General features: G+C 72.8%; 5 protein-coding genes and 1 tRNA gene. 5 read left to right on the top strand and 1 reads right to left on the bottom strand.

Annotated elements, in window-relative coordinates:
- Positions 1-403 precede the first annotated feature (403 nt).
- The 3 genes from ACZ3YL_RS20230 (at position 404) to ACZ3YL_RS20220 (ending at position 1,951) form a co-directional block, all read left to right on the top strand.
- Positions 404-485 (top strand) — tRNA-Leu (locus ACZ3YL_RS20230).
- A gap of 142 nt (positions 486-627) precedes the next feature.
- Positions 628-1,494 (top strand): Bax inhibitor-1/YccA family protein, encoded by an 867-nt coding sequence (locus tag ACZ3YL_RS20225; RefSeq protein WP_188305933.1) that lies wholly within the window; start codon positions 628-630, stop codon positions 1,492-1,494.
- 88 nt (positions 1,495-1,582) lie between these two features.
- Positions 1,583-1,951: a hypothetical protein gene (locus tag ACZ3YL_RS20220; protein ID WP_188305934.1), complete on the top strand. Its 369-nt coding sequence runs from the start codon at positions 1,583-1,585 to the stop codon at positions 1,949-1,951.
- Between the two features lie 92 nt (positions 1,952-2,043).
- Here the strand turns inward: ACZ3YL_RS20220 and ACZ3YL_RS20215 are convergent, their stop codons facing one another.
- Positions 2,044-3,546, bottom strand: a complete 1,503-nt coding sequence (locus tag ACZ3YL_RS20215) for an SGNH/GDSL hydrolase family protein (protein WP_465658813.1) — start codon at positions 3,544-3,546, stop codon at positions 2,044-2,046.
- Positions 3,547-3,768: 222 nt separating this feature from the next.
- On the opposite strand from ACZ3YL_RS20215, the gene ACZ3YL_RS20210 reads away from it, so the two are divergent.
- Both ACZ3YL_RS20210 and ACZ3YL_RS20205 read left to right on the top strand, forming a co-directional pair.
- Complete coding sequence (locus tag ACZ3YL_RS20210) at positions 3,769-5,169, top strand: cystathionine beta-synthase (RefSeq protein WP_188305938.1); 1,401 nt, start codon at positions 3,769-3,771, stop codon at positions 5,167-5,169.
- Between the two features lie 573 nt (positions 5,170-5,742).
- Complete coding sequence (locus ACZ3YL_RS20205; RefSeq protein ID WP_188305939.1) at positions 5,743-6,075, top strand: hypothetical protein; 333 nt, start codon at positions 5,743-5,745, stop codon at positions 6,073-6,075.
- Positions 6,076-6,194 lie beyond the last annotated feature (119 nt).

Below are 6,194 nucleotides of genomic sequence, written 5' to 3'. Positions count from 1 at the left end.
GTCCAGGGCGACGACCCGGGTTTCCCCCTCCCCGTAGACCTTGTTGAGGCCGGTGGCGCGGGCGGCCGCCAGGCCGGTACGGACGGCGGTTGCGGTCGACGTGGTCACGGGGGTGCTCCTTGCTGGTCCGCGGATTCGTACCTCCATGCTCGGCGACGTGATCATGGTTCTGCGTCGCTCCGTCGAACGGTTGGTCCGACCACCGCTGGGCGTACGGGAGAGCGGGACCCTCCTCCTGCGGTATGACGGGAACCCTGAGGGTGACGCGGTGGCCGGAATCACCGTGCTTCGTGGCCGAATCCCGAACAGTTCGTCAGATGGCAAGGAAACATGACAACTTCCCGGGCTGGGAACATGCGAAAGGGTGATCCGGGCGACTACTCTCAGGGGTGGTTCGCAGGACGCCCGGATGGTGGAACGCAGACACGGGCAGCTTAAAACTGCTTGGCCGCGAGGCCGTGCCGGTTCGAGTCCGGCTCCGGGCACCGCAAACGACCGGCGGGGGCGCCACCGGCGTCCCCGCCGGGAGTCGTTCACCGGATCCTCCTCGCGGCGTATCCCGGAATTTTTGCCAAGCCATTACCCTGGTACGTGGGCGGTGCAGTGCCGCCACGGAGGGAATGAGCAATGAGAAGCAGCAACCCGGTCTTCTCGCGGGAGGGGTCCTTCACCCGCGAGCCCGGTTACGCGGGGTTCGGCACCACCTCGCAGGCCGGGGGCCCGCAGGGCAACCCCTACGCGGGCACCCCCTACGCCCAGCCGCAGGGGCAGGGCCCGCTGACGGACGAGCAGCTCTACCAGATGTACAACGGGCCGTCGGCCGGCCCGGCGGCCACCGGGCGGATGACGCTCGACGACGTGGTCGCCCGCACCGCCATGACGCTGCTGACCCTGGTCGCCGCCGGCGCGGTGGCCTGGTTCACGCTGCCGTTCGAGAACTTCGGCTTCGCCATCGCCGCCAGCCTGGTGGCCATGGTGGTCGGCCTGGTCGTCTCGTTCAAGCGCGACGCCAGCCCGGCGCTGGTCCTGACCTACGCGGCCCTCCAGGGCTTCGCGATGGGCGCCGTCTCGCACGCCGCCAACACCATGCTGAACGGCATCGTGATCCAGGCGGTGCTGGGCACGGCGGCGGTCTTCGCGGCGATGCTGTTCGCCTACAAGAGCGGCCGGATCCGGGTCACCGCGCGCTACCAGCGGATCGGCATCGCGATCGCCCTGGGCTTCGTGCTGCTGATGCTGGTCAACGTGGTCGCGATGGCCTTCGGCGCCGACATGGGCCTGCGCTCCGGCCCGCTGGGCATCGTGGTCGGCCTGATCGGCATCGGTCTGGGCGCCTTCTTCCTGTCGCTGGACTTCGCGGCGATCGAGGAGGCCATCGCCCAGGGCGCCCCGCAGCGCGAGTCCTGGCGGGCCGCCTTCGGGCTCACCCTGTCGCTGGTCTGGATCTACATGGAGATGCTGCGCCTGATCGCGATCCTGCGCGGCGACGACTGACGCACCCTTGCGTCGTCGCCACCCACTGCCGCCGGGCCCCGGAGCACTTCGCTCCGGGGCCCGGCGGCATTTGGTTAGGCTCCTCTGCATGCATGACGTACAGCCCCTGGTCGAAGCCGTCGACGAACTGGCGGATCGTTTCCGCTCGCTGCCGCAGAGCAAGCTGCTGGGCCCGGTGCCCGGGCACGCCTCGCGGGCGGCGGCCGTGCTGGTGCTGGCCCGGCGGCTGGCCGCGTGGTCGCTGGCGGCGGAGGGCGGGCCGGAGCGGGAGTTCCCGGACGCCGGGGCCTTTGCGGCGGGGGACCAGCTGGCCGTCGCCGGGCACGACCTGGCGGCCGCGCTCGCCGTGCTGCCCGAGGGGGCCGAAGTGGCGTTGCCGGACGGCCCGGTGGCGGTGGGCGAGGTGCTGGCCGGGGCGGTGGCCGCGGTGCGGGAGACAGCCGGGCGCTGCGCCTGAGACCGTCCGGAGCCGGACGTGCCGGAGGCCGGCCGGGTCGGTAACCCCTCGACCCGGCCGGCCTCCGGTCCCGCCGCGTGGGCGAGACGGCGTCAGATGCTGGCGACCACCCGGTCGGCGAGCACGTAGACGGCTTCCTCGTCGGTGGAGAAGGTCAGCGAGTACGAGCCGGAGAAGCGCGAGCCGCCGAGCAGTCGGACGTGCTCACCGGCACGGACCGCGTCGATCAGCCGGTACGCGGCCTCCCGGTCGCCCGGGGACACGCAGAGCGTGGTGCCGTCGGCGAAGGCGTACACGTCCAGGGTGCCCAGCGGGCCCGGGCGGACGTCGACCAGGGCGACGGCCTCCTCGGCGAGGGCGGCGAGCCGGGTGTCGGTCCACTCGCGGGACGGGGCCTGGCTCGGCACGAAGTCGGGGTGCGAGGGGTGGCGGCGCGGGTCGGGCGCGGCGACCGGGGCCTCCTCCACGGCCGGCTCGATGTCCAGCAGCCCGGCCTCCAGGCCGGTGGCCAGCAGGTCGGCCTCGCGGCGGGCCCGGGCGTCCCCGGCGGTCTCGGCGACCGGGTTGCCGGGGCGCAGCGGGGCGCCGCCGTCGGTGCCGGGCTCGGACGGGCCGGTGCCGCCCTCGATGATCAGGTCCTCCAGCGCGGAGCGCAGCGCCTCGCCGAACTCCGGGTCCATCGTCCCGGCGTTGTCGGCGGCGTCCTGCGGGCCGGTGGGGCGGGGGAAGAACAGCGGCCACTCGTCGGTGCCGGTGAACGCCCCGGAGAACGGGGAGTCGAACAGCGGCGCGTCCTCGGCCGCGCGCGCCTCCTGCTCGGCCCAGAAGGCCCGGGCCTCGGTGATCTCCCGCTCGCGGTCGGCGGCGAACATCTCCGGGCGGGCGGCGAACTCCGGGCCCAGCAGCGAGCCCAGCGAGACGGTGCGCCCGCCCGCCTCCACCACCGCGATGGTCTGCGCGGCGGCCAGCTGGCGGCTCAGCCGCCGGGCCACCCAGCGCAGCGGCGGGCGCACCGGCTTGATCGTCCCGAGGTCCGGGCAGGTGCCCACCACCACCTCGCAGCCGTTGGCGCGCAGGGCGGCGACGGCCTCGCCGAGCTGGCGGACGGCGAGCTGGGCGGGGCTGTGCCGGGTCACGTCATTGGCCCCGATCATGATCACGGCGACGTCCGGGCGCTGCCGCAGGGCCTGCTCCAGCTGGCCGGAGAGGTCGGCGGAGCGGCCGCCGGAGCGGGCCACGTTGACCAGCCGCACCGGGCGCTCGGCCACCGAGGCCAGGCCGGCCGCCAGCAGCGCGCCCGGGGTCTCGCGGGCGCGGGCCACGCCGAGGCCGGCGCCGGTGGAGTCGCCGAGGACGGCCAGCACGAGCGGTGCCCGCGGGGGTGCGCAGTGGTCGGCGAAGGCCTCGCCGTAGACGCCGTCGGCCTTGGGCGGGAGGGTCTCCAGGACGCCGATGGCCTGGATGGCGAGCTTGCTCTCGGTCAGCAGCACGCCGACCAGGCCCACACCGAGCAGGCCAAGCCCGCCACCGCCGTACGCCGCCGCGGTGGCGATCCGGCGGGCCACCCGGGCCCGCGAGTCCTGTACCCCTGGCATCCGGTGCCCCCTTCGCGTCCTGGCACCGCCCCCTCCGGGGCCGTGGCCATGCCTGCACAGCGCTCTTACCCGCGCGGAGGGCGGGAGTACCGGGGGTGCCGGTGGCGGTGGGCCATTGGGGGAGCGGGGCGGTCGTGCGGGAAGGGAGAGCCGGGGCGGGTGCCACGCCCTAGGCTTGCCGTACCGAATGCACTCGCATGCCCATAGACCGGGAGGACCCCCGTGCGGTACCACAACTCGATCATCGACCTGGTCGGCAACACGCCGCTGGTCAAGCTGAACAAGGTCACCGAGGGCATCACCGCGACAGTGCTGGCGAAGGTCGAGTACTTCAACCCCGGCGGTTCGGTGAAGGACCGCATCGCGATGCGCATGATCGAGGCCGCCGAGGCCTCGGGCGCCCTCAAGCCGGGCGGCACGATCGTGGAGCCGACCTCCGGCAACACCGGTGTCGGCCTGGCGATCGTGGCCCAGCAGAAGGGCTACAAGTGCATCTTCGTCTGTCCCGACAAGGTGTCCACTGACAAGATCAACACCCTGCGCGCGTACGGCGCCGAGGTGGTCGTCTGCCCGACCGCCGTCGCCCCGGAGCACCCGGACTCCTACTACAACGTCTCCGACCGCCTCGTCCGCGAGACCCCGAACGCCTGGAAGCCGGACCAGTACTCCAACCCGGACAACCCGGCCTCGCACTACCACTCCACCGGTCCGGAGCTGTGGGAGCAGACCGACGGGAAGATCACCCACTTCGTGGCCGGCGTCGGCACCGGCGGCACCATCTCCGGCACCGGCAACTACCTGAAGGAGGTCTCCGGCGGCAAGGTCAAGGTCGTCGGCGCCGACCCGGAGGGCTCGGTCTACTCGGGCGGCACCGGCCGTCCGTACCTGGTCGAGGGCGTCGGTGAGGACTTCTGGCCGACCGCCTACGACAGCAACGTCGCGGACCAGATCGTCGCGGTCTCCGACAAGGACTCGTTCCAGATGACCCGCCGCCTGGCCAAGGAGGAGGGCCTGCTGGTCGGCGGCTCCTGCGGGATGGCCGTGGTGGCCGCGCTGGAGGTCGCCCGCGAGCTCGGGCCGGACGACGTCGTCGTGGTGCTGCTGCCGGACGGCGGCCGCGGCTACCTGTCGAAGATCTTCAACGACGACTGGATGGCCGACTACGGCTTCCTGCCCTCGGCCACCGACGAGGCCCACATCGGCGAGGTGCTGGCCCGCAAGGAGAGCATCGAGCAGGGCGGCGTCCCGCAGTTCGTCCACATGCACCCGAACGAGACCGTCGCCGAGGCGGTCCGGGTGCTGCGCGAGTACGGCGTCTCGCAGATGCCGGTGGTCTCCCCGGGCGCCGGGCACCCCGACATCATGGCCGGCGAGGTGATCGGCTCGGTGGTGGAGAAGCTGCTGCTGGAGGGCATCTTCGCCAAGGAGATCGAGCTGTCCGACACGCTGGACAAGGTGATGTCCAAGCCGCTGCCGGTGGTCGGCTCGGGCGAGACCGTCACCAACCTGATGACCGTGCTGGAGAAGGCCGACGCGGCGGTCGTGCTGGTGGAGGGCAAGCCGCAGGGCATCGTCACCCGCCAGGACCTGCTGGGCTTCCTGACCGGCCGCGCGGCGCACTGACGCCCGGCCGCCGACGGCGCTGACGCCGGTTCGCCGGTGACGGCGCTGACGCCCGCTCACCACCGCTCGCCCGTGGCCGGATCCGGAGGATCCGCCCACGGGCGAAGTGGTACACCGGCGTCACCTGCCCGCAGCACGTGGTTAACAACGCTCCGGCATCGTGGTGGTCAACGGCAAGACGCCGAGCGAGACGGCAGCGGACCACCGGGAGCGGCTCCCCGGCGGGCGAGGCCGGCTCCGGACACGTCGGACGGTCCTGACCCGGCCGCCGTGTCCGCCCTCCCCGACCGGTATCGGAGGGAGGGGCCTCCGCGGGAGGCGCCGTCGTCCCGCCCCTGTCCGGCTGCGGCCGGTCGACAGGGTGTGGTGGCTCCCGCGGGCGAACACCGCGCCGTACGGCGCGGCTCCGCGGCTCCCGGGTGGGGGAGCCGAGCCGGAGAGCGGTGGGGCCGGTCCTGTTCCACGGGACCGGCCCTTTCCGTGCGCCCGGGTGCCCCCGGCGTTCCCGTACGCCCTGGGGCCCCGGCGCTCCCGTGCGCACCGGCGGGCCTTCGTTCCCGTACGCTCGCTGGCATGACCAGCACTGAAACGACCGACGCCCCGCGCTACGTCAAGCTCAAGATCGAGCTCATCGCGGAGATCACCGACGAGGGCGCGCTCAAGGCGGCGGCCCTGCAGCAGGTCGCCGGGGACGAGTACCTCGACGACGAGGAGCGGGCCCAGTCCGTCGACGCCATCGAGGTGGACCCGTCGGGTTCGCTCGCCCACTTCATCGACCCGGTCGCGCTGCTCGGCGATGTCCCGGGCGTGGAGCTGGCCTCGGCGACCTGGGAGTCGGCGCAGACCGAGTTCGACCCTGAGGGCGACGAGTGGGACGAGTACTCGGTGGAGGAGTCCGCCGAGTAACGGCCGTTCGTGCCGTCACCACCCGTGAACGCCCGGTCCGCCCTTCGGCGGGCCGGGTGTTTTGTCCATGTTCAGCGGTGAGTTGGGTCATCTCATACGATCGCTTACCCTTCGGGGAT

It is taken from the genome of Kitasatospora sp. NPDC023176 (assembly GCF_055560495.1).
The sequence above is the reverse complement of the archived record's forward strand: the minus strand, read 5'-3'. Positions and strand labels throughout refer to the sequence as shown.

Coding starts and splice junctions, on each gene's coding strand:
- ACZ3YL_RS20225 (WP_188305933.1), top strand. CDS start 628: ATGAGAAGCAGCAACCCGGTCTTCTCGCGGGAGGGGTCCTTCACCCGC.
- ACZ3YL_RS20220 (WP_188305934.1), top strand. CDS start 1,583: ATGCATGACGTACAGCCCCTGGTCGAAGCCGTCGACGAACTGGCGGAT.
- ACZ3YL_RS20215 (WP_465658813.1), bottom strand. CDS start 3,546: ATGCCAGGGGTACAGGACTCGCGGGCCCGGGTGGCCCGCCGGATCGCC.
- ACZ3YL_RS20205 (WP_188305939.1), top strand. CDS start 5,743: ATGACCAGCACTGAAACGACCGACGCCCCGCGCTACGTCAAGCTCAAG.